29 protein-coding genes and 1 pseudogene are annotated in these 23,818 nt (G+C 70.6%); 11 read left to right on the top strand and 19 right to left on the bottom strand.

The window, feature by feature from the left end; translation table 11 throughout:
* The first annotated feature begins 128 nt into the window (after positions 1-128).
* Positions 129-389, top strand: a complete 261-nt coding sequence (locus ABEA10_RS40040; protein WP_345473113.1) for a hypothetical protein — start codon at positions 129-131, stop codon at positions 387-389.
* A 56-nt stretch (positions 390-445) separates the two neighbouring features.
* Here the strand turns inward: ABEA10_RS40040 and ABEA10_RS40035 are convergent, their stop codons facing one another.
* The gene (locus tag ABEA10_RS40035; RefSeq protein WP_345473111.1) at positions 446-775 is read right to left on the bottom strand and encodes an ArsR/SmtB family transcription factor; all 330 of its coding nucleotides are present in this window, start codon (positions 773-775) and stop codon (positions 446-448) included.
* A gap of 83 nt (positions 776-858) precedes the next feature.
* On the opposite strand from ABEA10_RS40035, the gene ABEA10_RS40030 reads away from it, so the two are divergent.
* A complete protein-coding gene (locus ABEA10_RS40030; protein ID WP_345473109.1) occupies positions 859-1,515 on the top strand; it encodes a haloacid dehalogenase type II in 657 nt (218 codons plus the stop codon).
* Between the two features lie 83 nt (positions 1,516-1,598).
* On the opposite strand, the gene ABEA10_RS40025 is transcribed toward ABEA10_RS40030, so the two are convergent.
* Both ABEA10_RS40025 and ABEA10_RS40020 read right to left on the bottom strand, forming a co-directional pair.
* Positions 1,599-2,399 carry a class I SAM-dependent methyltransferase gene (locus ABEA10_RS40025; protein ID WP_345473107.1) on the bottom strand — a complete coding sequence of 267 codons (801 nt, stop codon included), beginning with the start codon at positions 2,397-2,399 and terminating at the stop codon, positions 1,599-1,601.
* An 18-nt stretch (positions 2,400-2,417) separates the two neighbouring features.
* The gene (locus tag ABEA10_RS40020; protein WP_345473105.1) at positions 2,418-3,023 is read right to left on the bottom strand and encodes an acyl-CoA-like ligand-binding transcription factor; all 606 of its coding nucleotides are present in this window, start codon (positions 3,021-3,023) and stop codon (positions 2,418-2,420) included.
* Between the two features lie 177 nt (positions 3,024-3,200).
* On the opposite strand from ABEA10_RS40020, the pseudogene ABEA10_RS40015 reads away from it, so the two are divergent.
* Positions 3,201-4,369, top strand: a pseudogene (locus ABEA10_RS40015) (sugar kinase).
* Positions 4,370-4,464: 95 nt separating this feature from the next.
* Here the strand turns inward: ABEA10_RS40015 and ABEA10_RS40005 are convergent.
* Positions 4,465-5,250, bottom strand: a complete 786-nt coding sequence (locus ABEA10_RS40005; protein ID WP_345473103.1) for a hypothetical protein — start codon at positions 5,248-5,250, stop codon at positions 4,465-4,467.
* On the opposite strand from ABEA10_RS40005, the gene ABEA10_RS40000 reads away from it, so the two are divergent.
* A complete protein-coding gene (locus tag ABEA10_RS40000; protein ID WP_345473101.1) occupies positions 5,249-5,929 on the top strand; it encodes a hypothetical protein in 681 nt (226 codons plus the stop codon). The two genes, ABEA10_RS40005 and ABEA10_RS40000, sit on opposite strands and share 2 nt — an antisense overlap.
* A 233-nt stretch (positions 5,930-6,162) precedes the next feature.
* Here the strand turns inward: ABEA10_RS40000 and dnaB are convergent, their stop codons facing one another.
* Positions 6,163-7,500, bottom strand: coding sequence for a replicative DNA helicase (gene dnaB, locus ABEA10_RS39995; protein WP_329262073.1), 1,338 nt, complete (start codon positions 7,498-7,500; stop codon positions 6,163-6,165).
* A gap of 329 nt (positions 7,501-7,829) precedes the next feature.
* Between dnaB and ABEA10_RS39990 the strand changes: the two genes are divergently transcribed.
* A complete protein-coding gene (locus tag ABEA10_RS39990; protein ID WP_345473099.1) occupies positions 7,830-9,146 on the top strand; it encodes an MATE family efflux transporter in 1,317 nt (438 codons plus the stop codon).
* On the opposite strand, the gene ABEA10_RS39985 is transcribed toward ABEA10_RS39990, so the two are convergent.
* Entirely contained in the window at positions 9,124-9,744 is a 621-nt protein-coding gene (locus tag ABEA10_RS39985; protein ID WP_345473097.1) for a TetR/AcrR family transcriptional regulator C-terminal domain-containing protein, read from the bottom strand. The genes ABEA10_RS39990 and ABEA10_RS39985 overlap by 23 nt on opposite strands.
* 83 nt (positions 9,745-9,827) lie before the next feature.
* Between ABEA10_RS39985 and ABEA10_RS39980 the strand changes: the two genes are divergently transcribed.
* Both ABEA10_RS39980 and ABEA10_RS39975 read left to right on the top strand, forming a co-directional pair.
* Complete coding sequence (locus ABEA10_RS39980) at positions 9,828-11,360, top strand: FAD-dependent monooxygenase (protein WP_345473095.1); 1,533 nt, start codon at positions 9,828-9,830, stop codon at positions 11,358-11,360.
* A 208-nt stretch (positions 11,361-11,568) separates the two neighbouring features.
* The gene (locus ABEA10_RS39975) at positions 11,569-11,757 is read left to right on the top strand and encodes a hypothetical protein (protein ID WP_329248659.1); all 189 of its coding nucleotides are present in this window, start codon (positions 11,569-11,571) and stop codon (positions 11,755-11,757) included.
* 256 nt (positions 11,758-12,013) lie between these two features.
* Here the strand turns inward: ABEA10_RS39975 and ABEA10_RS39970 are convergent, their stop codons facing one another.
* The gene (locus tag ABEA10_RS39970) at positions 12,014-12,712 is read right to left on the bottom strand and encodes an alpha/beta hydrolase (protein ID WP_345473090.1); all 699 of its coding nucleotides are present in this window, start codon (positions 12,710-12,712) and stop codon (positions 12,014-12,016) included.
* 78 nt (positions 12,713-12,790) lie between these two features.
* Between ABEA10_RS39970 and ABEA10_RS39965 the strand changes: the two genes are divergently transcribed.
* Complete coding sequence (locus ABEA10_RS39965; protein WP_345473088.1) at positions 12,791-13,378, top strand: TetR/AcrR family transcriptional regulator; 588 nt, start codon at positions 12,791-12,793, stop codon at positions 13,376-13,378.
* On the opposite strand, the gene ABEA10_RS39960 is transcribed toward ABEA10_RS39965, so the two are convergent.
* Complete coding sequence (locus tag ABEA10_RS39960; RefSeq protein ID WP_345473086.1) at positions 13,368-13,739, bottom strand: DUF4267 domain-containing protein; 372 nt, start codon at positions 13,737-13,739, stop codon at positions 13,368-13,370. The genes ABEA10_RS39965 and ABEA10_RS39960 overlap by 11 nt on opposite strands.
* A gap of 86 nt (positions 13,740-13,825) precedes the next feature.
* Between ABEA10_RS39960 and ABEA10_RS39955 the strand changes: the two genes are divergently transcribed.
* Positions 13,826-14,398 carry a TetR/AcrR family transcriptional regulator gene (locus ABEA10_RS39955; RefSeq protein WP_345473084.1) on the top strand — a complete coding sequence of 191 codons (573 nt, stop codon included), beginning with the start codon at positions 13,826-13,828 and terminating at the stop codon, positions 14,396-14,398.
* Here the strand turns inward: ABEA10_RS39955 and ABEA10_RS39950 are convergent.
* The 8 genes from ABEA10_RS39950 to ABEA10_RS39915 form a co-directional block, all read right to left on the bottom strand.
* Positions 14,388-14,912, bottom strand: coding sequence for a GNAT family N-acetyltransferase (locus tag ABEA10_RS39950; RefSeq protein ID WP_345473082.1), 525 nt, complete (start codon positions 14,910-14,912; stop codon positions 14,388-14,390). The two genes, ABEA10_RS39955 and ABEA10_RS39950, sit on opposite strands and share 11 nt — an antisense overlap.
* A gap of 49 nt (positions 14,913-14,961) precedes the next feature.
* Positions 14,962-15,450, bottom strand: a complete 489-nt coding sequence (locus ABEA10_RS39945; protein WP_345473080.1) for a GNAT family N-acetyltransferase — start codon at positions 15,448-15,450, stop codon at positions 14,962-14,964.
* A 54-nt stretch (positions 15,451-15,504) separates the two neighbouring features.
* Complete coding sequence (locus ABEA10_RS39940; protein ID WP_345473079.1) at positions 15,505-16,152, bottom strand: peptidoglycan recognition protein family protein; 648 nt, start codon at positions 16,150-16,152, stop codon at positions 15,505-15,507.
* Positions 16,153-17,438: 1,286 nt separating this feature from the next.
* Positions 17,439-17,885 carry a 50S ribosomal protein L9 gene (gene rplI, locus ABEA10_RS39935; protein ID WP_329248684.1) on the bottom strand — a complete coding sequence of 149 codons (447 nt, stop codon included), beginning with the start codon at positions 17,883-17,885 and terminating at the stop codon, positions 17,439-17,441.
* 17 nt (positions 17,886-17,902) lie between these two features.
* Positions 17,903-18,139 carry a 30S ribosomal protein S18 gene (gene rpsR / locus ABEA10_RS39930; RefSeq protein ID WP_252781265.1) on the bottom strand — a complete coding sequence of 79 codons (237 nt, stop codon included), beginning with the start codon at positions 18,137-18,139 and terminating at the stop codon, positions 17,903-17,905.
* Positions 18,140-18,211: 72 nt separating this feature from the next.
* Positions 18,212-18,781 (bottom strand): single-stranded DNA-binding protein, encoded by a 570-nt coding sequence (locus tag ABEA10_RS39925; protein ID WP_345473078.1) that lies wholly within the window; start codon positions 18,779-18,781, stop codon positions 18,212-18,214.
* Positions 18,782-18,827: 46 nt separating this feature from the next.
* Positions 18,828-19,118, bottom strand: coding sequence for a 30S ribosomal protein S6 (rpsF, locus tag ABEA10_RS39920; protein ID WP_329248690.1), 291 nt, complete (start codon positions 19,116-19,118; stop codon positions 18,828-18,830).
* Between the two features lie 140 nt (positions 19,119-19,258).
* A complete protein-coding gene (locus tag ABEA10_RS39915; RefSeq protein ID WP_285577270.1) occupies positions 19,259-19,396 on the bottom strand; it encodes a hypothetical protein in 138 nt (45 codons plus the stop codon).
* 134 nt (positions 19,397-19,530) lie between these two features.
* Here ABEA10_RS39915 and ABEA10_RS39910 point away from each other — a divergent pair, with 134 nt between their 5' ends.
* The gene (locus ABEA10_RS39910) at positions 19,531-19,956 is read left to right on the top strand and encodes a hypothetical protein (RefSeq protein ID WP_345473073.1); all 426 of its coding nucleotides are present in this window, start codon (positions 19,531-19,533) and stop codon (positions 19,954-19,956) included.
* Positions 19,957-20,025: 69 nt separating this feature from the next.
* Positions 20,026-20,781 (top strand): deoxyribonuclease IV, encoded by a 756-nt coding sequence (locus ABEA10_RS39905; RefSeq protein WP_345473071.1) that lies wholly within the window; start codon positions 20,026-20,028, stop codon positions 20,779-20,781.
* Positions 20,782-20,811: 30 nt separating this feature from the next.
* Here ABEA10_RS39905 and ABEA10_RS39900 read toward each other — a convergent pair whose 3' ends face one another.
* The 3 genes from ABEA10_RS39900 to ABEA10_RS39890 are packed head-to-tail and all read right to left on the bottom strand — an operon-like array spanning position 20,812 to position 23,813.
* Entirely contained in the window at positions 20,812-21,225 is a 414-nt protein-coding gene (locus tag ABEA10_RS39900) for a barstar family protein (RefSeq protein ID WP_345473069.1), read from the bottom strand.
* Positions 21,226-21,275: 50 nt separating this feature from the next.
* On the bottom strand, positions 21,276-22,391 hold the full coding sequence (locus ABEA10_RS39895; RefSeq protein ID WP_345473068.1) for a mannosyltransferase family protein: 1,116 nt from the start codon (positions 22,389-22,391) through the stop codon (positions 21,276-21,278).
* On the bottom strand, positions 22,392-23,813 hold the full coding sequence (locus ABEA10_RS39890; RefSeq protein ID WP_345473067.1) for a glycosyltransferase family 87 protein: 1,422 nt from the start codon (positions 23,811-23,813) through the stop codon (positions 22,392-22,394).
* Positions 23,814-23,818 lie beyond the last annotated feature (5 nt).

Genomic DNA, 23,818 nt, shown 5'->3' with positions numbered 1-23,818 from the left:
GGGGAACCGTGCCGTCACCGTAGTCCGGCGTAGCCTGAGAACGATCGGGTGGCTTTCACGAGCAGGGTCCGCGCTCCGGGGTCGGTCACGCCGACCGGGGCGCGCCGTGGAAGGACCGGGGGGTCTCCATGAAATTCCGGACACGCGCGGCGACGGCCGTCGGCGGCGCCGCCGTGGTGGGCATGACCGCGTTCGCCGTCGGCGCCGCGGCTCCCGCCGGCGCACAGCAGGCCAAGCCCGCCGTTCAGGCGGCGAGCGTCACACCGCATCACGGCACGGCCGCCCAGGGCTGCTGGGACGACTGCTGGGGCTGGGGCGGCGACCACTGGGGCGGCGGCTGGGACGAAGGTTGGTACAGCAGCTGGCACAGCTGGGGCTATGGATGGTGACGCACCGGCCTGACCTCTGGTGAGCTCGTCCGGGCACCGGCGCGCGGCGTGGTGCGTCATCCGTGCGGAACGCGCCCCGCCGGGCTGAGTCGTGCCACGGTGCCGAGCAGCCCGGGGAAACGCCGCTCGAACTCCGCGCGACGAAGCCGCACGAACGTGCCGTTACCGGCGTCTCGTTGCACGATGAGCCCGGCCTCGCGGAGCGCCCGCCAGTGGTGCGTCTTGGTCGACTTGGCCACCGGCATGGCGAACGAGGCACAGGCGCGCTCGGCGTCGGCGTCGTCGGCCACCAGCTCGGCGACCACGGCCCGGCGCAGCGGATCGGCGAGCGCGCGGAACACCTGACCGAGGTCGACCTCGTCGATCGGCGGTACGGGGAAGGCCATGTCTTCATTCTCCTCGACAAGGTACGACACTTGCCGTACCTTCTCCTGGTACGAGACTTATCGTACCTCTTGGGAGGCCTGTCATGCTGTGCGTGTTCGACGTGAACGAGACTCTGCTGGACCTGGCGGGGCTCGACGACCTGTTCGGGTCGGTCGTCGGCCACCCGGACGCCCGGCGCGAGTGGTTCGACCTGGTGATCCACAACGCGCTGGCACTGACCGCGGCGGGCGCCTACCGTCCGCTCGGCGAGATCGTGACGGCGTGCCTGCCACCGATCGCCGAGCGGTACGGCCGGAGCGTCACCGCGGAGGACCAGCGGGAGCTGGGCCTGCGGATGCGCCGGCTGCCGGCCCATCCCGACGTCGCGGAGACACTGCGACGGCTGCGTGACGCCGGGCACCGGGTGGTGACACTGACCAACTCGACCGGCGACTTCGCCGAGGACCAGCTGCGCAACTCCGGTCTGCGCGACCTGATCGACGCGGCGTACTCCGCGGACCAGGCCGGCCGGCTGAAGCCCGCCCCCGAGCCGTACCGGTTCGTACTGGAGGCCGAGGGCGTGGCACCGTCGGACGCGGTGCTCATCGCGGCGCACGGCTGGGACATCGCCGGCGCCCGCCACGCGGGCCTGAAGACGGCCTTCGTCGCTCGCGACGGTGCGACTCCGCTGTCGGCCGACGCGGCTCCGACGATCTCGGGCCCCGACCTGACCACGATCGCCACGCGGCTCATCGGGTGAAACAGTCGGCCGTTTCATTCCGACACGGCGGCCTCCGGGCGGGGAACTGACCACGAGACCGTGAAGTGACCGCGCGACCAGGCTTATCCTCGCGGCATGCGGTTGGTCCGGCGTCGTTCGGCGACCGCCAGTACGCGGCGGGTCGCCAGCGGGAGTTGGTCGTCCAGTTGGCGCCGCAGGCTCTGGACCGTGGCCTCGGCGCGTTCTTCACCAAGCTCGGCGACGAGCTCGGCCCGGTGCGCGATCATGCCCTCGCTGGTGGCCTGCCAGCGGTTTCTCCAGTCGGTGGTCTCCTGGTAGGCGAGCACGTCGAAGCCGGCACGGTCGAGGAGCGGGCGGTGATCGGCGACCTGGGGCGGCCGGTTGTCGGGGGTGCGGCGGTAGTCCCAGCTGGTGAAGACCAGCCGACCGCCCGGGGTGAGGATCCGGGCGATTTCCCTGAGTGCCTGCTGCTTGTCGGGGGCGAAGGTCAGTGCGTCCACGCTCATCGCGGCTTCGACGCAGCCGTCCGGCAGGCCGGTCGCCGCGATGTCGCTTCGGCGGAACTCGGCTGGCGAGCTGAGGCGGAAGCGTTCCGCCGCGCGCCGGGCGTCCGCGATGGCCACCTCGGAGAGGTCCAGGCCGATCAGGCGGGCGCCAGTGCGGGCGGCGACGATGAGTCCCGGGCCCCCGCGCCCACAGCCCAGATCGGCCAACGTGTCCGACGGGCCTACCCGCAGGTATTCCGCGAACATCTCCAGCTCCGAACGGGAGACATAACTGTACGGCTCGGCGTGCTCCGCGTACTCCGGCCCGTACACCTCACGCCAGACCCGCTGCCTGGTGGACCGCGAATGCTCCGCGTAACTGCGGTCGAAGACGCGCGACCAGTCCTGATCAGACACCTGTGGGTCCCCGGGGCCTTACAGGGTGAGGCCGGGTTCGAGGTGGGCGATGGCCTGGTCGATGAGCGCGGCGAGGTCGGCGTGCGGGTCGTCGGCGACGGCGGCGGAGACCGCCATGGCGGCACCGACGATGGCGCCGGCGACCGTACGGACGGTGAAGTCGTCGGGCCGGCGGCCGGCGCGTTCGGCCATGGCGCGGGCGACGAGCTGCATGGCCTGGGAGACCTGGTCGAGCATGGCGGCGCGCAGCTTGGGGACGGCGAAGACGAGCGCGATCCGTTCGTTCTGCTCGGCCCGCTGCTCCGCGCTCATGCCGGCGAAGGCCGAGGCGAACGCCGCACGCAGGGCGGCGACCAGAGGCAGCTCGGGCGGCTGCGCCTGGAAGGCCTCGATGAGCATCGGGTCGTAGTCGTCCTGCAGGACCACGTCTTCCTTGGTGGGGAAGTAGCGGAAAAAGGTCGTCTCGGAGACTTCGGCGGCCTCGATGATCTGCTCGATGGTGGTGGCGTCGTAGCCCTGCTCGCGGAACAGGCGCATGGCGCAGGCCCGGATCGTGGCGCGGGTCCTGGCCTTCTTGCGCTCGCGCAGTCCTGGCCTGGTCCGGCCGGTGCTTGATTCGGTCACTGTGCTCCTCCGAGGCAAGAATGCCAGGGTCAGGAGCGCGCCTGCGACGTCTGTCCCGGCGGACACGGCCGGTGAGGCGCCCATGCCGCCCGGTCACATCCACGGGGCACCACTTCCCAGCCAAGGACCGGGCCCACTGACCATGCACTACCTCGTCACCGGCCCCGGGGCTTCGTCATGAGCGTCCTGATCAAGGAACTGCTCACCGCCGAGCCCGACGCCCTCGTCACCGCAGTCGACCTGCACGCACTCGACGACGTTCTCACCGGTTACCTCGGCGGGTACGAGGGACGGGTGAGCCAAGGACCAGGGCGACGAGTACGTCGAATGGGCGCGACAGCACCCGGACTTCTTCCCGGCGGACCAGTGACCGCGGCGGGAGTACGGCGCGGGGGGCTCGTCACCTTCGGCGAGGCGATGGGACGTATCACCGCCGACCAGATCGGCCTTCTGGACTCCTCCCAGACCTTCACGCTCTCGGTCGGGGGAGCCGAGAGCAATGTCGCCGTCGCCGCGGCTCGGCTTGGCGCGGACGTGACGTGGGCGGGCCGTCTGGGTCGCGACAGCGTGGGAGACCTCATCGAGCGGCGCCTGCGTACGGAGGGGGTGCGCGGCCGGATCACGCGCGACGACGGCTTCACCGGGCTCATGGTCTGCTCTCGCAGGACGAACGCCGGCATCCGGGTCGACTACCACCGGTCCGGGAGCGCCGGTGCGCGCCTGACACAGGACGACGTGGGCGAGGACCTGATCCGTCAGGCGGCGGTCCTCCACGTCACCGGTATCACGCCGGCGCTGAGCGATACGGCGCGGGCGACGACGTTGTGGGCCGTACGCACCGCGCGGGCGGCCGGCGCGACCGTTTCCGTGGACGTCAACTACCGCAGCAAGCTCTGGCCTGCCCAGGAAGCGGTTCCGGTGCTTCGCGAGCTGGTCGCGCAGGCCGATATCGTCTTCGCCGGTCCCGACGAGACCGCGCTCGTCCTCGGAACCGAAGACGACTCCGTACAGGATCAGGAGCCGTTGGCGCTCGCCCGTGCCCTGGCCGCGCTCGGCGCGCAGGAGGCGATCGTCAAGGACGGCCCGCGAGGCTGCGCCGCCGTCACGACGACCACGAGTACGTGCGAGCCGCGGTCCCGGTGGAGACGGTGGACCCGGTGGGCGCCGGCGACGCGTTCGTGGCGGGCTACCTCGTCGAACGACTCGCCGGCAGCGACGCCGAAACGCGCCTCACCACCGCGACACGCGCCGGCGCCTATGCCGTCACGGTCCCGGGAGACTGTGAGGGCCTGCCGTTCCGCCACGAACTCGACTCCTTCGCCGCAGTGGACGACGTCACTCGATGACACGCCCCCGCCCTCATCAGAAAGCCACCACCATGCCCCTCAAGACGGCCGTTGCCGGCGGGGCATGCCGCACTGATCTCGCAGGAGGGGTGAGATCAGGCGTCGCCGAGGGAGCGGGCGAACGTCAGCCATACGCGCCCCCGCCACACGAGCAACGCTCCCACGAGGACGACTCCGAACAGGGCGGGCCCGAGGTTGGCGGCTCCTGCACCCGCCGCGAACACGGCCCCGCCGCTGACCAGCGCGCTCAGTACGCCGGTCATGACGTAGATCCAGCCGACCCTGGCGACCGTACGAGGAGCGAGGCCGCCGGACATCGCCGCGCGCAGCAGCGGCCACCAGACGACCCCGGCGATCAGCGGGACGGCCGACAGACCACACCAGACCAGCAGTCCCTCGGTGACCGCGTCATTGTGGTCGAAGCGGAGGGTGCCGAGCGCGACCGACAGGAAGAACGCCCCGGCCGTCGAGCCCAGCAGCGACATCGGCAGGGCCCGGGGAAACCGGACGCCCGCCTCGCCCAGGTCGACGGCGCCCGGTCGGACCACCTGCCGGCCGAGGGCACGGGCCGTCGGCGTCGCGGGGTCGACGCGCCGGGCCACCCGCGCCACCCAGGCCCCCGTCCACCCCAGTACGGCCGCCACCGGGATCGCGCCGAAGGCCACGGCCCGGAACACGTACCCGGCGTCGGCCATCAGCTCCGCCGGAACGGCCGCGGCGCTGCCCGCCAGACTCACCGCCGCGGCGACGACCGCCAGCGTCACGTACGCCCGGGCCGCTCTGCGCAGGGCGGGCGGTCGCAGCGGCTCACCGAGCGTCCAGCCGAGCAGCAGCCGGCTGCCCAGGTCGGCCGTGCGCAGTCCGTCTCCGGTCGCCCGCATGCTGGAAGGGAGCTCCCACTCGCGGCTGTCGGACAAGTACGGACCGTCCGGGCCGGCATTCGTGTGCACTGTCCGATCGTCGCGCATTGGCGGTGAGTCGTCCCCCTATTCGCTTCCGGCAACCGCCGCCTCGCGCCGCACGTTTCCCATATTTTGGCGCAATGGCCTTTTGTCGCGATTTCGTGGAGAGCGGGACGGGGCGATGAAGACAGGGCAGAGCGCCGGCTTGGTGACCTTCGGGGCGACGCGGCGACAGCTCCGCGGCCAGCAACTGTGGGCAATTCCTCTGGTCATCGTCATGTGGGCCGGGGTCGCGGGTTTGGCGGCGGCGCGCGGCATACTGACGGGCGACGCCGCGATCGACCTCGGCGTTCTGCTCGTCGTGTCGGTGGCAACCCTGCTCACCGCCCCCTTGTGGGTCGCCCGCACGGCGGCCGACCGTTCCGGGATCAGGGTGAACCACCGCCGGCCGCGGAGCCTCGTCCCCTGGGCGGACATCGCCGAGATCCAGACGATACGCAAGCGAAACACCGAACGCGTGGCCTTGAAGCTGCGCGCGGGGGGCGTACGCCGCCTGCACGCCCCCTACTCCGGATTGTGGCTCGCCAACGATCCGGACTTCGACGACAAGGTCGACACCCTCCGCACCATGTGGCGGCGGCACGGCGCGCCGGCGTAGCGGCGATCTCGACAACGAGCGGGAACTCGGTTCTCGTGCGAGCTGAGCGAAGATCGCCCGAACCGCCGGATCGAAATCGGCCGGCAGCAACCGGGCCGGCTCCAGACGGCCCTCCTAGACCACGTGCCCGCCCGTCGTCGCAGAATTGCTCATGATCACCGGATTTGCTCGGACAGTGCTCGTGATCGGCCGCCGGTGCTCACGAAACGCGGACCCTGCGTCCGAGTGGACGGTCAGTGGGCCATGTCCACGAAGCGGCTGTAGTGCCCCTGGAAGGCGACGGTGACGGTCGCGGTCGGGCCGTTACGGTGCTTGGCCACGATCAGGTCGGCCTCACCGGCGCGCGGTGACTCCTTCTCGTACGCGTCCTCGCGGTGAAGCAGGATCACGACGTCGGCATCTTGTTCAATCGATCCCGATTCACGCAGATCGGACACCATCGGCTTCTTGTCCGTTCTCTGCTCAGGACCTCGGTTGAGCTGGGACAGCGCGATGACCGGTACTTCCAGCTCCTTCGCGAGGAGCTTCAGTGACCGGGAGAACTCCGACACCTCGACCTGGCGGCTTTCGACGCGCTTGCCCGACTGCATGAGTTGCAGGTAGTCGATGATGACCAGGCGCAGGTCGTGCTGCTGTTTGAGGCGCCGGCACTTGGCGCGGATCTCCATCATCGACATGTTCGGCGAGTCGTCGATGAACAGCGGCGCCTCGGCGACCTCGCTCATGCGGCGCGCCAGGCGGGTCCAGTCCTCGTCGTTCATCGAGCCCGAACGCATCGCGTGCAGCGCGACCCTGGCCTCGGCGGACAACAGACGCATGGTGATCTCGTTGCGTCCCATTTCGAGCGAGAAGACCACAGTCGCCAATTGGTGCTTGATCGCCGCAGCCCGCGCGAGGTCCAGTGCCAGGGTCGATTTCCCGATGGCCGGGCGGGCGGCGATGATGACCATTTGGCCGGGGTGGAGGCCGTTGGTCAGTGCGTCGAGGTCGGTGAAGCCCGTCGGGACGCCGACCATCTGGCCGCCGCGGCTGCCGATGGCCTCGATCTCGTCCAGGGCGCCCGGCATGATGTCGCTCAGCGGCGCGTAGTCCTCGCCGGAGCGCTTGTCGGCGATGGCGTACACCTCGGCCTGCGCGCGGTCGAGCAGGTCGTCGGCGTCGGCGCCGTCGGTGCTGTAGCCGAGCTGCGCGATGCGCGTGCCGACCTCGACCAGCCGCCGCAGGACGGCCTTCTCCTGGACGATCTTGGCGTAGTAGCCGGCGTTGGCCGCCGTGGGCACCGACGCGACGAGGGTGTGGAGGTAGGGCGCGTCGCCGATGCGGCTCAGCTCGCCGCGCTTGAGCAGCTCGTCCTTGATGGTGATCGCGTCGACCGGGTCGCCGCGGCCGTACAGGTCGAGGATGCGGTCGTAGATGGTCTGGTGGGCGGGACGGTAGAAGTCACGGGTCTGGACCAGCTCGATGACCTCGGCGACGGCGGTCTGGGACAGCAGCATGCTGCCGAGCACGCACTGCTCGGCCGCCATGTCGTGAGGCGGCGTGCGCTCGAACTCGCTCTCGTGTGACGACATCTCGGTGACACTCACATCCACACCCCCCTGTCGCCCCCGTGTTCACATCTATCTCACCGCTCCGACAGTTTGGGTGCTGTCCCGTGCTTACGCAAAGGCGGTTGTGGAGGGACCTGTGGACGGCCTGTGCATACACGCCGAGGCGGCTGTGCACAGCACCTGTGGACAACCTGTGGATTTCCGCCCCACCCTTGAGGACAACCGGTGTGAGCTGGGGAAACGTCGTCCACCGGCTGTGAGTTGAAGAAACCGTCAAGCCGCGTCATCCACAGCCTGCCCACAGCACCCGGTAAGCGACAACAGCGCTTTGTGGGTTACGGTGGCGAATCGTGGCATTCCGGCACCCGCACGACGCGGAGATCCTGCGGCTCGCGCTGCCCGCGTTCGGCGCGCTGGTGGCCGAGCCGCTGTTCCTGCTCACCGACTCGGCGATCGTCGGGCATCTCGGCACCGTTCCGCTCGGGGCGCTCGGCGTGGCCGGCCAGATCCTGTCCACGTTCGTGAGCGTGTGCGTCTTCCTCGCGTACGGGACGACGGCGTCGGTCGCGCGGCAGATCGGTGCCGGGAACCTGCGCGAGGCGATCCGCCAGGGTGTCGACGGCGTCTGGCTCGCCGCGTTCATCGGCGCCGTCGTCATCGCGGTCGGCTGGCCGCTGGCACCGGTCGTCGTCGACGCGTTCGGAGCGTCGGCCGCGGTCGCGCCGCAGGCCGTGACGTACCTGCACATCAGCCTGTGGGGGGCGCCCGGGATGCTGATCGTGCTGGCCGGCACCGGCGTACTGCGCGGCATGCAGGACACCCGCACGCCGCTTTATGTGTCCGTGGGCATGTTCGCGGTCAACGCGGCGCTCGGCGCGGTCTTCGTGCTCGTGCTCGGCTGGGGTATCGCGGGGTCGGCCTGGGCGACGGTGCTGGCGCAGACGGGCGGGGCGATCCTGTACGCCGGAGCGGTCGCGCGCGGCGCCCGGCGGCACGGCGCGCCGCTCCGGCCGGACGCGCGGGGCGTACGCGCATCGGCGAGCGCCGGGTTCAACCTGATGATCCGCACGCTGAGCCTGCGGGTCGTGCTCATCCTCGGCACGGCGGTCGCCGCGCGGATGGGCGACGTCGAGATCGCCGCCCACCAGATCGCCTCGAACGTCTGGAACCTGCTGGCCTTCGCGCTCGACGCCATCGCGATCGCCGGCCAGGCGATCACCGGCCGGTACCTGGGCGCCTCGGACGCCGCCGGAGCCCGCGCGGCGACCCGGCGGATGGTCCAGTGGGGCGTCGCCGCGGGTGTGCTGTTCGCCCTGCTCGTGCTGGCCTTCCGCCCCTGGCTGCCGACCCTGTTCACCTCCGACCCGTCCGTACGGTCCCAGTTGCTCGCCGCGCTCGTGGTGGTGGCGCTGCTGGAACCGATCGCGGGCGTGGTGTTCGTGCTGGACGGCGTGCTGATCGGCGCGGGCGACCAGGGCTACCTGGCGGTCGCGGGGCTGATCCAGACCGTGGCGTTCCTGCCCGCCGCCTGGCTCGTGCACGCCTACGGCGGCGGGCTCGTGGCGCTGTGGCTGGCGATCGCGGTGTGGATGGCCGCACGGCTGGTCACGCTCGGCCTGCGCGCACGCGACGACGCGTGGCTCGTCATGGGCGCCGTGCGTCGCTGACCTGGGCGCGCATCCCGTCGAGCAGGCGCTGCAGGCCGTACTCGAACAGCGTGTCGCGGTCGAGGGCGATCCTGCCTCCGGAGGCGAGGAGGGGGAACTCCTCAGGATCGAGCGCGGGCGGTTCGTCGTCCGCACGCTCGGCGTCGCCCTGCTCGTCGAGGACGAACCCGCTCACGTAGTGGCCGAGGACGAGGACGGCGCGTATCGCGTCTTCGGGGGTGAACCCGGCCTCGACCAGCACGCCGAGCGTGCGCTCGATGCGCGGGAAGCTGTCGGGCGTGGGCCGGTTGCCGGACGCGAGGCGCGCCCCGTCGCGGTGGGCCAGCATCGCGCGCCGCCGTGCGCGCATGCCTTCGGCGAGCCAGTCGTCCCAGGTCTCGCCGGGCGCGGGACGGCCGGCCGTGCCCGCCTCGGCGCGTTCGTTGGTGACGCTGACGAGGTGGTCGAGCAGGTCCTTCTTGCTGGAGAAGTGCCAGTAGAGAGCCGGCGCCTGGACGCCGAGCTCCTTGGCCAGCCGGCGCAGTGAGAAGCCGTCCAGCCCAACCTCGTCGATGAGTCGCAAGGCCGTGTCCAGCACCTTTTCGCGGTCGAGCGCCATCGTCACCTCCCTCGATTGACAACTTAACACCGTTCAGGGATCCTTAACACCGTTAAGGACTTAACGGCGTTAAGGGGGCACTGATGTACGACGTGATCATTTCGGGGGCCGGCCCCATCGGGCTCTTCCTCGCCTGCGAGCTGCGCGCGTACGGAGTCCGTACGGTCGTGCTCGAACGCCGCGAGGCGATCGATCCGACCCTCAAGGCGGGCGCGGTGAGCGGCCGGGGAGCCGACATCCTCACCCGCCGGGGCGTCGTCGACCTGCTCGGCGACCTGCCCTCGATCGCCGACCTCATGAAGGGTCGCAAGCCCGGCGCGGGCAGCCTGCAGGCGAAGACCGCCCAGGACGGCGCGATGCCGCGCGGCCACTTCGCGGGCCTGTGGATCCTGCGCGGCGGATCGTCCACGTCGAGCGCGTTCGTCCTCGCGCCACAACAGCGCATCGAGGAGGGGCTGGAGGGCCGGGCGCGCTCGACGGGCGCGGAGATCCGGCGCGGGCATGCGGTCGAGGCGATCGACCAGGACGACGCCGGCGTCACGGTGTCCGTCTCGGGACCGGACGGCCCGCACGAGCTGCGGGCGCGGTGGCTCGTGGGCTGCGACGGAGGACGCAGCGTGGTGCGCAAGACCGCCGGCTTCGACTTCCCGGGCCTCGACGGCATCATGACCGCGTACCAGGCGATGGCCGACTTCGACGACCCGGAGTTCGCGCCCATGGGCTGGCACCGGATGCCGCGCGGCCTCATGGTCCACGGACCGCACCCGCAGCGGGTCCTCGTCGCGGAGTTCGACGGGCCGCCGGCCGACCGGAACGCCCCGATCACCCGCGAGGAGCTGGAGGCCGCGGTACGGCGCGTGTCGGAGACGTCGGTGACGGTCACGGCGGTGCACTCGGTGACGAGATTCACCGACAACACGCGGCAGGCCTCGACGTACCGGCGGGGCCGGGTGCTGCTGGCGGGCGACGCCGCGCACGTCCATCCGCCCTTCGGCGGCCAGGGCCTGCACCTCGGCCTCGGGGACGCGATCAACCTCGGCTGGAAGCTCGCCGCCACCGTACGGGGCTGGGCCCCGGCGGACCTGCTGGACACCTACTCCGCCGAACGCCACCCGGTCGCCGAGCGGGTCCTGCACAACACGCGGGCGCAGGTGGCGCTGCTGCGACCGGGGCCGCGTGTGGACGCGCTGCGGGACATCTTCACCATGCTGGCGGAGACCCCGGAGGCGAACCGCCTGCTCACGGACCTGATGGGCGAGCTGGACGTACGGTACGGGGGCACCGGCGACCATCCGCTCACCGGCCTGTACTGCCCCGATCTGACGCTGAAGACCGCCGCCGGGGACACGCGGGTCGCCGACCTGTCGCGACGGGCGGGGGCGCTGTTGCTCGACCTGTCCGACCACGCGGACGTCCGCGACGCGGTACGGCCGTGGGCGGATCGGGTCGAGGTCGTCACCGGCGTCGCGTCCTCGGACGACGGCGAGGCCGGGGAGCTTCCGGACGCCCTCCTGGTACGGCCCGACGGCCATGTCGCCTGGGCGGGTTCCGACCTCGCCGGGCTCGGTGAGGCCGTACGGCGGTGGTTCGGCGAGCCGGCGGCTCCGGCCAGGTGACGGGCGGGACCGGTCCCGGGCCGGACTCCGGACACCCGGCGGTTCGCCGCGTGTCCGGAGGTCACGGCCGATCTGTCGGTGCCGGAGGGCAAGCTGGTCCTGGCCATGGGGTCACTGGACGGCCGGTCGGCTCCACCCGAGGCTGAAGGTCGCTTCACCGGTCTCATAAAGCCACTCGAATGTCGGTGAACCACGCTAGACTTCGAACATGTGTTCTACTCATGGCGAGCGGCTGGCCAGCCTCACCCGGGCGATCGACGACCTCGCGGCCGAGGGCCTCGGCGGTCTCCCGCCCGACGCCTGGGCCGAGCGGGTCGCGGGCATCTGGGCTCTCGTCGAAGGCCTCGACCCCGAGGTCGCCCGGCGACGCGCCCGCTACACCACCGTCGAGTCCTGACCTGACATGCGTACGGCGACGAGCATGACGGGGGCCGTCGGCGTACGGCGTGCGCCGGGCACCGCCCTTGAGGCGTGTCCCGGCGTACGGGGTCCTGCACAGAAATGATCAGCGCCGCGCTTCGGGGCAGCATGTCAGCGCGGGTCGCATGGTAGGAGTCAAACGGTCGACGCCGTCGGCCACGGGGGTGAGCAGGCGCTCGACATGCCGGACGTTGAAGCGGCATGGAGCCGCCGCACCAGGTCCGCCGTCCCGGTCACGACAGGCCCGCGATGATGTCGGCGACGGTCTGCGGCTGCGACAGGAACGGGTGGTGGCCGGCCTTCACCTCGATGACCTTGTCCGCGCGGCGGGAGAACTCGCGTTGCGCCGCCGCCGGGGTGCCCCGGTCCTCGGTGCACACCACGTACGTCGTGGGCAGGTCGTGCCACGCCGCCCCCCGTACGGGCTGCTGGGTCACGGCCAGCGTCTGCCGGACCAGAAGGGCCGCCGCGTCGCGGGCGATGTCCGGCGGGCAGTCCTGGACGAACGTCTCGGCGAACACCTCGGGCCGTGCGCCGAACGTGCCGCCGTCGGGGTCGAAGTCCAGGAACGGCGGCGGAGCGTCGGCGCCGAACGTCGACAGCGACTCGCCGGGCTCGGGCAGGTAGCTCGACACCAGCACCAGGTGACGCACCGCCCCGACGCCCACCGCCGCCTCGGCGGCGACGATGCCGCCGTAGCTGTGCGCCACGACCACGATCGGCTCGTCCGCCTCGGTCAGGACAGCGCGCACCGCGGCGACGTCCTCGGGCAGCCCGGGACCCCGCGGTCCGGCCGGCCGGTCGCCCTCGCCGCAGCTCGGCAGCGCCGGGGCGACGCTGTCGATGCCGCGCTCCCGCAGAGCCGCGGCGGCCAGGTGCCACCACCACGATCCGTCCCGAACACACGCCCCGTGCACGAAAACAACACGCATCTCTTCTCCTTGATCCCGGTGTCGCGACCACTGGGACCAACGGTAGACGTACCGCCAGTTACGTGAAAAAGTGTGGCGATGGGACGCCACAAGCAGCCCGAGATCCGCGACCGGATTCTCGACGCCTGCGTCGACTACGCGCTCGCGCACGGGCTGCCCGACCGCCTCGAGCCGTTGGCGGCGGCGTCCGGCACCTCGACCCGCATGCTGATCTACCACTTCGGCACCCGGGACGCGCTGCTGCGGGAAACCCTGGGACGGGCGCGGCAACGCCAGCGCGACTTCTTCGGCGAACTGGTGTCCCCACGACCCGACGAGCCCTATCCGAGCACTCTGCGACGGGCTTGGCGGGTCATGACCGGCCCGGCCGGCCGCCCGTACCTCACCATGTTCGGCAGGCTCCGGGAGGACGCCGAGCAACAGCTGTGGCCGGGCTTTCGCCGCGAGGCCACCACCGACTGGCTGCGACCGCTCGAGGACGGCATGCGGAGCATCGGCCGTCCCGAACTCGGCACCCTCGTGCTCGCGGTCGTCCGCGGTCTCATCATGGACCTCGAGGCCACGGGCGACGCGTCGCGAGCCGACCAGGCCTTCGACGATTTCCTGGCCGCACTCGCTCTCGTCACCACCACGGGGACTTTCGTCGTTCCGGCGGTCAGACGGTGAAGAGCAGGGCGGCGTTGACGAGGACGATTACGGCGGTGGCGAAGTGGATGCCGAACGCGACCGCCTTGGTGCCGCCGTTGCGCAGCACGACCACGGTGTCACCCAGGGGGTTCAGGGCGACGATCAGCATGAACCATGCCTCGGCGTGGGCGCCGGCGAAGGCCAGCAGGGCCAGGCCGAGCAGGCCGTAGCTGCCGTCACGCAGCCCCTTGATCGTGAGGTAGGCGGGGTCGCCCTCCTTCTTCGCCGGGACGCCGTAGCCGGCGGCCGCGGCGCGGGGGACGAGCAGGAAGCGGGCTCCGATGAACACGCAGAACAGGTTGAGGACGATCGCGAGGCCGTAGGCAAGGGGGGTGAGCATCTTCTTCTCCGAATCTAGCAACGCTAGGAACGAGTGTGACGCTAGCAGAGCGCCGACACGAACGCTAGCGCTGCTAGGGTTGACGCATGTCGATCCAGACGCGCCGACAGCGCGAACGTGCGGAGCGGGAGCGGATGATCATCGCGGCGGCCCGGGAGCTGGCCGAGGCCGAGGGCTGGGAGGCGGTGACGACCCGGCGGCTGGCCGAGCGCATCGAATACAGCCAGCCGGTGCTCTACAGCCACTTCAAGGGCAAAGACGCGATCATGGCGGCCGTCGCGGTGGAGGGCTGCGCCGACCTGGCCGCCGATCTGCGTGCGGCCCGGACCTCGGCGCCGGACGCGAGCCGTGCCATCGCCGAGGTGAGCAGGGCCTACAGCGCGTTCGCCGACCAGCATCCGGCACTGTACGACGTGATGTTCAATCAGGCCGTCGATCTGCCGTTCGCGACGCCCGGGGCCCCGGCCGCCCTGCACGCGGCCTTCAACGAGTTGGCGGAGGCCGTCCGTCCGTACGCGGGCGACGACGATCTCGGCCTGCTGACCGAGACCTTCTGGGCGGCCCTGCACGGCCTGGTGACCCTCATGCGCGGCGGCAGGCTGCCCCGCGAGGCTCATGACCGCAGGCTGGCGCTGCTTCTGGCCCGCTTCAGTCAGTAGTGGACGGCGGCAGTGGGAGTTCGAGTTCGAGCTCGTGGCGGATCGGGATGCCGTCGAGACCGATCTCGGGGATCGACGGCTTGAGCGCCCGGGATCCGGCGACGGCGTTACGGTGCACGCCGACGAGGTCGAAGCCGTACCGCTGGTAGAACCGCAACGCCCGCGTGTTGTCGTTCGTGGTGATCAGCCAGAGCCGTATCACGCCGGCGGCGCGGGCCGCCTCGACCACGGCGTCAACGAGAGCGGTGCCCGCGCCCGTCCCTTCCCGCACGGAGTCGAGAGTGACGAGCTCGCACTCCCGGTCGGCGACCCGGTAGGTGGCCACGCCCGCCGGTTCGCCGTGAAGGTGGGCGACGAATCCGGGAAGCGCGGTCGTGTCGTGGGCGACGCCGCGGCTCACCGAGATGGTCCCTCCCCATCGCCGGGTGAACAGCCGCCGTACCCATGCGAGGTCCGTACCGGTGAGCGGTCGTACGGTCAGGCCGCCGTCGTCGCGTGATGGCTCGCGGTCCATGCTGCTCCTCACCCGCCGGGGTCCGGACGTCACGCCGGGCACGGGTGGCTCAGAGCCGCCGGTACATGATGTGGAGTCCGACGTAGCCGTGCACCGGATGGTGAAAGCCCGCCGGGAGGGTGGTCATCACCTCGAAGCCCAGTGACCTCCACAGCGCCACCGCCCGGGTGTTGGTCTCCACGACGGCGTTGAACTGCATCGCTCGAAAGCCGTCCTTGCGCGCCTGCTCCAGGACATGCTCGCCGAGCGCCCGGCCGACGCCCCGGCCGGAGTGACGCGGATCGACCATGAAGCTCGCGCTGGAGATATGCGCGGCGCCGCCACGGTGGTTGCGGACGCTGTTGGCCGTACCCAGGACGGTGCCGTCCGGGTCAACGGCGACGAAGGTACGGCCCGGAGGCGCGGGGAACCACATCTGCCTGGCCAAGGCTTCGGTGGTGTCCCGATCCCACGAGAACGTCTCACCGGCCCGGACGATGCCCTCCATGAACGCCCACATCGCGGGCCAGTCGTACGGCATCGCTTCCCGGATCAGCATGGCCGCCAGCATGCGTCAGCCGCTCAGGGCTCGCAACCGAGTTTCACAGCGCGGCTAGCGCCGATGCCTTCTGCCTCGGTGCCGGTGCTGCGCGAGAAATGATCGCCTGCTGGCCTCCGCGTCCAGGTCGTCGTCGTCCTCCGGCGGGCCGGTGTCGGAGCCGATCCTTCGGGCGACCTCCCGGCGGAGGCGTGGCAGTCGGCGATAGAGCACGTCACCGGGGCAGTCGGTGGCGTTGTAGTCGCGGTGGCCGACGATCGCGGTGGCGGGATCGAGGTTGTGTGCCGTACACAGCCAGGCGCACGTCTCGACGAGTGACCTCCACAGCTTCGCGGGCACCTCGTCCTTCATGTACGTGCCTTCGTTCTCGATGCCGAGCGTGTGCCGGTTGTGGTGCAGCGACTGCGCACCGACGACGAGTTCGTTGCGCGCGATGGCCCGCAGAGTGCCCGCCCGGCCCTCCATGACGTAGCCGCCCCGGCTGATCGTCAGTTGTTCGCCGATGTCGTCCCAGCCCCGCGTCCCCATGTGAAACCGCTGGATCTGCCGCGACAGCGCGAACGCGTGCCCCCGCGAGGTGTCGCTCACGTTCGGAGAGGCGGTGTGATGGACGATGATGTGGTCCGGCGGCCGGTCGAGCACACGGGGTGGCCGCCTCGGTGCGTCCGCACCCCAGTCCCTCCGCGTATAGACCTTCGGCATATCGTCCGCATTTGCTTGCATAGAACCCCCGGCAAGCATCACATCCGCAGCGGCGACTCCGATAGCCGTACGCAGCAGATGCCGGCGGAGTATCCCCTCGGCACCGATCGCGATCACCCCCGGTCCGCGACTGGACCGCAAGCGTAACCGCGTGATCACAAAATGCGAGCACATCCGGTGAGGGCGTTTCACGTGGAACGACGGGTAAACCCGAAAAGGGCCTCACCCAAACCTCATCTAGGCGATTGCGAACACCCGCATCGCACCGAGCCGGTGGGGGCGTTGCGGCGAGGCGGAGAGGTGGGCGTCGCGACCCCCTCCACACGCGGTATCGCGGAGTTATCCACAGTCCAAGGCCGAGTTACCCACAGCCCTTGCGCTCTCAATCCACAGTCCCCTGATCGAAGAGCCACCGGCCCAGAACCATCGCCCCTCGGCCGCCTTCCTCGTCTCCCTGGCCGGCGGCCGACATGAGCCTCAACGACGGTGGGTGTGAACCACACGGCGACCACGTCCCAAGGCCGCCGAACTCACCGAAGCGCTCGCGCATCCCCCTCCTCAGCGGCTCAGGGCGGTGATGCCATGTCCCTGGCATCAGCCAGGAGGAGAAGGCCACTTCTCCGGTTTGTCGCTTGCGGTAGATCGAGACAGTGTTTCGTCAAGGGCGGCTTCACCTGCGGATATGCGGGCAGAAGCAGGCGTACACCACCCCAGCTGACGCCCCAGTGAGGCGAAAAGGCCGCGAGGGCGGCGCGGCGTCGCACGTCGATGAGTCGGCGAGCACGCGGAGGTCGTCGGCGAGCACGCCGGCCGAGCGGAAACGGGGTCCCCAGGAGAGTCCGCCGCTGATATTCCGGAGAGCGACCGGCTCGGCGAACGTGCCCTGGCGAGACGGGGGGCCGCGGCACCGCCTGGGCTACGACATGGATTCCGGCTCCGGACAGCGGGGACACCACGCCGTGGCCTCCCGCCGTTCCACACCTCTCAACACCACCCTCCCGACGATGTTTTCCACAGATTGTGGAAAACGCTCCCGGAGGCACGAAGCTTCGCCTGTCACCGGCCGCACGCGCCGAACAGGCACCGACCGGCAGTGCTTCCCCCGCCGCCACGAACAGGACAGGCCGGGCGCGTGCCCGAAACGCCGCCCGCGACCGGCGGGACCCGCCGAGCGGAGCACCCGCCGTGCAGACTCACCGGCGAGCCGCAGACCTCGCTTGGCGGTGGGCAGCCGAAGGGCCGGGTCCGTTCGGGGACCCGGCCCTTCGATCAGGTGCTGTCGGCTGTCAGCCGGCGAGGACCTCGATCTTGATCGTGGCGCTGACCTCAGAGTGCAGGCGGACGGCGACCGAGTGGGCGCCGACCGTCTTGATGGGGTTGGCGACCTCGATGCGGCGCTTGTCCAGCTCCGGGCCGCCCGACGCCTTCACCGCGCCCGCGATGTCGGCCGGGGTCACGGCGCCGAACAGGCGGCCGCTCTCGCCGGCGCGGGTGCGCAGGCGGACCTTGAGACGCTCCAGCTCGCCGCGGATGGACTCCGCCTGCTCGATGCTGGCGATCTCGCGGGCGGCGCGGGCCTTGCGGATCGAGGCGATCTGCTTCTCCGCGCCACGAGTCCACTGCATGGCGAAGCCGCGCGGGATCAGGTAGTTACGGCCGTAGCCGTCCTTGACCTCGACGACCTCGCCCGGGGCGCCGAGCCCGGAGACCTGCTGAGTCAAAATGAGCTTCATGATCAGTGTCTCCTTTCTCAGCGAGCCGTGCTGGTGTACGGCAGCAGCGCCATCTCGCGGGCGTTCTTGATCGCGGTGGCGACGTCGCGCTGGTGCTGGGTGCAGTTGCCCGTCACCCGGCGGGCGCGGATCTTGCCGCGGTCGGAGATGAACTTGCGCAGCAGCGCCGTGTCCTTGTAGTCGACGTAGGAGAGTTTCTCCTGGCAGAACAGGCAAACCTTCTTCTTCGGCTTGCGTGGTGCCGGTTTCGCCATCGTGGTGCTCCTCCTAGGAGAGCCCCGCTCGCGCGGGAATGGTCGGTTGGATGATGAGGGGTGTCGCAGGGGCTAGAACGGCGGGTCGTCGGAGAATCCTCCGCCGCCGCCTCCGGTGGCCCACGGGTCGTCGGCGGGCTGGTTGCCCCCGCCGAAGCCGCCGCCACCCTGGCCGCCGCCGCCGAAGCCGCCGCCCTGACCGCCGCCGCCTCCGCCGCCGAAGCCGCCGCCCTGACCGCCGCCGCCACCGAAGCCGCCGCCACCGCCGCCCTGCCGCTGGGTCTTGTTGACCTTCGCGGTGGCGCTCTTCAGGGACGGACCGACCTCGTCGGCCTCGACCTCGTACACGGTGCGCTTCTCACCCTCGCGGGTCTCGTACGACCGCTGCCGGAGCCGGCCCTGCACGATCACGCGCATGCCACGCTGGAGGCTCTCGGCGACGTTTTCGGCCGCCTGCCGCCAGACGTTGCAGGTGAGGAAGAGGCTCTCGCCGTCCTTCCACTCACCGGACTGCTGGTCGCGGAAGCGTGGGGTGGAGGCCACGCGGAAGCGCGCGACCGCCTGGCCGTTGGGGGTGAAGCGCAGTTCCGGATCGTCGACGAGGTTGCCGACGATCGTGATCTGGGTGTCGCCTGCTGCCATGCGGCTCTCCAGCTAACAGATTCGGGTTACGTGGGCGGCCGGAAACTCAGTGAGCCTCGGGCCGGATGACCTTCGTACGCAGGATGGAGTCCTGAAGGTTCAGCTGCCGGTCGAGTTCTTTGACCGTGGCAGGGTTGGCCGTCAGGTCGATCACCGCGTAGACGCCCTCGGACTTCTTGTCGATGTCGTACGAAAGGCGCCGGCGGCCCCAGACGTCGACCTTCTCGACGCTGCCGCCGTCGGTCTTCACGACGTTGAGGAACTGGTCGAGCGACGGAGCGACAGTGCGCTCTTCGGTGTTGGGGTCGAGGATGACCATGAGCTCGTAACGACGCATGCGGGTCCCAACCTCCTTTGGACTGGTGCGGTCACGGTCTCTCCGTGACAGGAGGGCCTTGCGTCTCGCCGCGGATCGGCTCCGCGCGATCGACACAGGCTATCAACAACGAGCAGCTCAATCGTCCGTGACGCGAGGACTCAGCTCGCCCTGCGCCGATCGAGCTCGGACATGATGTCGGCCATCCGTGACCGCATTCGCGCGGTCTGGGTGGTCAGCAGGGACAGCTCCTCGATCAGCTCGACGTCGTCGACGGCCGTCAGGTCGCGGGTCATCATCTCAGGCCTCCGTTCGAAACCACGTTCGAGCGTAGCGGGTGGGTCCGACAGAATCGGGCGCGCCCACACCGACATGGGCCCAGGCCACCGCGGGAATCACCCCGAAAACGGACGAATCACGGGGGATGGAAACCATGCGGAAGGTTCTCTCCAGGCATCACCATCGGCAGCCCGCTCCGCCGCAACACCACCGGGAGCCGCCACCGCCGCCGGTCAAGGACGAGGCCACGGCCGCCCACCCGGGCGCCGCCGACGTTGAGAGCCCCCACCAGTGCCCGGTGCATCACCGGGAGTACGCACGCGAGCATCCAGGTGAGTGCCGGCGCAAGGCCTCGCTCGCGTACCTCACCATCGCCGGCGGGGTGATCGCGTTCGTGTGCGGCGCCCTCAGTCCCACGCACTTCGCCGCGGTCTGCGTCGGCATCATGACCATAGCGTTCGGCCTGTACTCCCAGCTGGTGTCGGACACGACGGTCGAGCGCTGGATCAACGTGATCGGCCTCGGCCTGGCGTTCCTGGGCCTCGGACTCGGGCTCAGGCACGGCGGGTTCCACATCTGAGCGACCGTCCGGAGCATCACCCGGCGAGCAGGGGGCTCCGGGCGGTCCGTTGCGCGTAGGCTCGTCGCCATGGTGCGTATCGGAGCCCACGTGGACCAGACCGACCCTCTCGCCTCGGCCGCGGCCAAGAAGGCGGAGGCCGTGCAGTTCTTCCTCGGCGACCCGCAGGGGTGGAAGGCCCCCGTGCTCCCGGAGGGGCACGAGGCGATCCGCGACTCCGAGGTGGACGTCTACATCCACGCCCCGTACGTCGTCAACGTGGCGACCTCGAACAACCGCATCCGGATCCCGAGCCGCAAGATCCTCGCCCAGCAGCTCGAAGGCGCGGCCCAGATCGGCGCCAAGGGCCTGATCGTGCACGGCGGCCACGTACTGAAGAAGGACGATCCGCAGACCGGCTTCGACAACTGGCGCAAGGTCTTCGAACGCATGGAGTGCCCCATCCCGGTGCTCATCGAGAACACCGCGGGCGGCGACAACGCCATGGCACGCATGCTGGAGCGGATCGCGCGGCTGTGGGACGCGCTCGACGGCTTCGACGTGGGCTTCTGCCTGGACACCTGCCACGCGCACGCGGCGGGCGAGGACCTGACGGACATCGTCGACCGCGTACGCGCGATCACCGGCCGGATCGACCTGGTGCACTGCAACGACAGCCGTGACGCCTTCGGCTCCGGCGCCGACCGGCACGCGAACCTCGGCGACGGCCAGATCGACCCCGAGCTGATCCTGAAGGTCGTACGCGAGGCGGGCGCGCCGGTCATCGTCGAGACGCCCGGCGACGGGCAGGCCGCCGACATCGCCTGGCTCCGCGACAACCTCTGACAGTCGTCGCGGCGCGCGGGGCCCGCGGCCTCAATCGGCGGGCGACAGCAGCAGCACGGCCATCGGCGTCGCGGTGCGCCGCCAGTGGTCGACGGCGGTCTCGAAGACGTCCACGAGGGTACGGTGCGCGGCCGGATCGGCGTCCGCCAGCTCGCCCCAGTGGTCGTACACCACGAGGTATCCGCAGTTCGCCGGCGTCCAGGACAGGTCGCGCAGGGAGTCCTGCAACGCGTCCCAGTTGTGCCCGAAGTACGACGGCAGCGCGAACTCCTCCGCGCACCGCGCCAGCAGCGTCCGCTTGTCGCGCACCCCGGCACCGTCGAGCCAGAACACCCGCCAGCCCGCGCGCTCGGCCTCGGTGACGCCGCGGGCCGCCTCACGCCGGTCGGCGGCCCACGCGTGCACGCCCGGTTCCCGGCGCCCGGTCAGCAGTTCCTCGATCATTCGCAGCTCCCTACCCCGATCATGCGCCCGCAGACGCCGGTTCGGAAGGCTCAGCCCGCCCAGTGGCCGGAGGTGAAGAGGATGACCTCCTCGGTGAGCAGCGGCACGAACACCACGAGCACCACCGCGTACGCCGGCCACCGCAGCCTGCCGATGCCCAGCCAGAGCGGCCACCACAGCAGCGCCGCCCGCCCGATCGACAGGTAGAACGCCGAGGTCAGGAGCGAGGCGAGCGGCAACCCGACATAAACGGCCTCGGACCAGCGGCGCCGGGCCAGCAGCCAGCAGGTCAGCGCGACCCCGACGACCGCCGCGACGATCTCCACCCGGAAGGCTCCGGAGAACTCGTTGGACTCCCCGAACGCCGCCTGCCACGTCGTACGGAACGCGTCCCACGGCCAGGCCATCGACCGGCCCCAGCCCTCCTGCTGGGCGTGCTGCCACGCCAGCCAGTCGCCCGTACGCCGCCACTGGTAGAGCGCGTAGGCGGCCACGGGTGCGAACGGCAGCGCGAGCCACGGCGTCAGCCGCCATCGCCGGTCCGCCACCAGGAACTCCACGATCAGCGCCAGCGCGAGGAAGATCCCGGTGACGCGTACGCACGCCGCCCCCATCGCGCACAGGACGGCCGGCTCCCAGCGGCGCTGCCGGGCCAGCAGCCAGGCGGGCACCGCGAAGGCCAGGAACAGCGACTCGGAGTACCCCGCGAACAGGAACACCGCGTACGGGCTGAGCAGCAGCGCCATCACGGCCTTCAGGCCGGTGCCCGGGCCGGTGAGGCGCGCGAGCCGCGCGAGCGCGACCGTCGCCACCGCCCCGGCCACGAGGCTGATCAGCAGTGCCGACAGCTCCCAGCTCGGGATCACGTAGTGGACGCCGCGGATCAGGATCGGCAGGCCGGGGAAGAACGCCGGCAGCCCCGCGTCCTGCGGCTGGCTCGGATCGCCCCGGTAGCCGTACTTGGCGATCTCGATGAACAGGTCGACGTCCCACTGCGTCCACCGGCCGAGGAACGAATCCTTCAGGTCCCCGTACGACCAGACGGCCGCGACCGTGACCGACAGGACGAGCACGCCCAGGCGGGTGCCGGCCCAGGCGCCCAGCGCGGCCCGGTCGGTATCGAGACCGGGGAGGAGACCGGCGCCCTCACGCGTGCGAACGGCCACTCACGCGGCCTGAGGTGCCGGGCGCCGGAGCAGGACGAACCGGTCCTCGGCACCGTCGAGGACGCCGCCGGCCGGGTCGTCGACGCCGTCGCGGCGAACGACGTCGAGCCGTGGCACCAGGATGTCGACGACGACGAGCGCGGCGAGCATCAGGACGGTGAGGAACCGGGCGAGCAGTGCGATGTAGTAGACGCTGTCGTTGATGCCGCCGGCGGGCGCGTGCCCGGACAGCACGGCCGACAGCGTCTCGGACAGGCCCATTCCCGGCTGCTCCAGCGACCCGGCCATCAGGTACCACCAGATGCCGAAGAAATAGACGATCTCTCCGGCCTGCCAGACCAGATACGCGGGCAGCTTGGGCCGGGCCAGCGCGATCACGGGCAGCAGCCAGAGGACGTACTGCGGCGACCACACCTTGTTGGTCAGCAGGAACGCCGCGAGCACGAGGAACAGCACCTGAGGAAGCCGGGGGCGCCGCGGCGCGAGCAGCACGAGCAGCGCGATGAGCAGCGCCAGCACGGCGAACCCCGCCTCACCCATGAGGTTCAGCGTCGGCACCTTGTCGACCGACGACAGGCCCTCGCGCCCGGCCATGAAGAAGATCGAGCCCCAGTCGACCGGACGCTCCTGGTTGAAGGTGTAGAAGCGGCTCCAGCTGTCGAAGGCCGCCAGCATGATCGGCACGTTCACGACGAGCCAGGCGATGACGGCCCCGGCGAGCATGCGGCCGAACTCCCGCCACCGGCCGGCGCGCAGGCACAGCAGGAACAGCGGCCCGAGGAACAGCAGCGGGTAGAACTTGGCGGCGACGCCGAGGCCGAGCAGCACGCCGGCGGTGGCGTGGTGGCGGCGCGCCCAGGCCGCGACCGCGAGCGCGGACAGCGCGACGGCGAGCAGGTCCCAGTTGATGTACGCCGACAGCAGCAGCGCGGGCGAGGCGGCGACGAGCAGGCCGGCGCGCAGGCCGTGCCGCCCCGAGGAGTACGCGGTGGCGATGACGGTGACGACGGCGCAGAGCATGAGCGCCACGGCCGTCAGGTCGTAGAACCACATGCCGCGCGAGACCGCGTCCGGCCCGCCGAACCAGCGGGAGATCACCGCCATGACGTGCATGAACCCGCCGGTGAGCACGGGGTACTCGACCGGCTCAGGGATCTTGTCGAGATAGGGGATCTTGCCGTCGGCGAGGCCGCGCCCGAAGTAGAGCGGATAGATGTCGGTGTAGCAGGCGTTGCGCACCGTCGGCAGGAAGTCGAACCCGACGCCGCGACAGGGCAGCTTCTGCAGGTAGCCGAGAAGCGAGACGACGACGGTCGTGGCGAACAGCGCGGGCACCGCGTGCCAGGGTCCGGTGCGTACGGCGGCGGGGCCGGAGGAGCGCGCGGCTCCTCCGGCCCCGTCGGTGACCTGGGGCTCCTGCATCAACG

The sequence above is a fragment of the Actinoallomurus oryzae genome, assembly GCF_039541955.1.
GTDB lineage: Bacteria > Actinomycetota > Actinomycetes > Streptosporangiales > Streptosporangiaceae > Actinoallomurus > Actinoallomurus oryzae.
Note: the sequence above shows the minus strand (reverse complement) of the source record. Positions and strands in the feature narration are given on the sequence as shown.